This is a genomic window from Treponema endosymbiont of Eucomonympha sp. (genome assembly GCF_001028545.1).
The window spans coordinates 1-481 of the sequence record NZ_BBPW01000557.1 but is presented as its reverse complement, the minus strand read 5'-3'; the positions used below and the strand labels follow the sequence as shown (position 1 = coordinate 481).

Annotated in this window: 1 protein-coding gene; it reads left to right on the top strand. The window is 34.5% G+C overall.

Going from position 1 to position 481, the window contains the following annotated elements:
* Positions 1-245: 245 nt before the first annotated feature.
* Positions 246-481: hypothetical protein (locus AWU74_RS12935; protein ID WP_238580263.1), on the top strand; the 236-nt coding region annotated here is incomplete at its 3' end.

Below are 481 nucleotides of genomic sequence, written 5' to 3'. Positions count from 1 at the left end.
AAGAAATAAAGCATATTGGGCAACGGGTAAGTTTATCTGTTCAATTATGCCACACCAAAAGCCGATTGATTCACTTGTAGAACTTGCATCCTCTAATACAGCAGAGGGTAGAGAGTTCCTTAATGAACTGAAATTGGCTACTCAAATAGCTTAAAAAATAAAATGCTGAAAATGAAAATACCCTACAAAAAATTGTGGGGTATTTTTTTATAAATTACTTATATTTGGTCTGTAATTCATGCTAAATGAACGTCAACGAAGTTTATCAATTAATACAGTTTATTGTAGCCAAGAATCAAAACGGCTACATTACTCCCGATGAATTTAATTTGGTTATAAACCAAGCGCAGACTTCATACATGGATTATCTCATAGGTCAGTTTCAAGAATATCAAGCAGGGCGACCTATTCCAAAAGTTCAATTCGGAAATAACGAAACAACAAGGCAGCGTGTTGGGTTCGTTTTCCTACGAGTTTATTA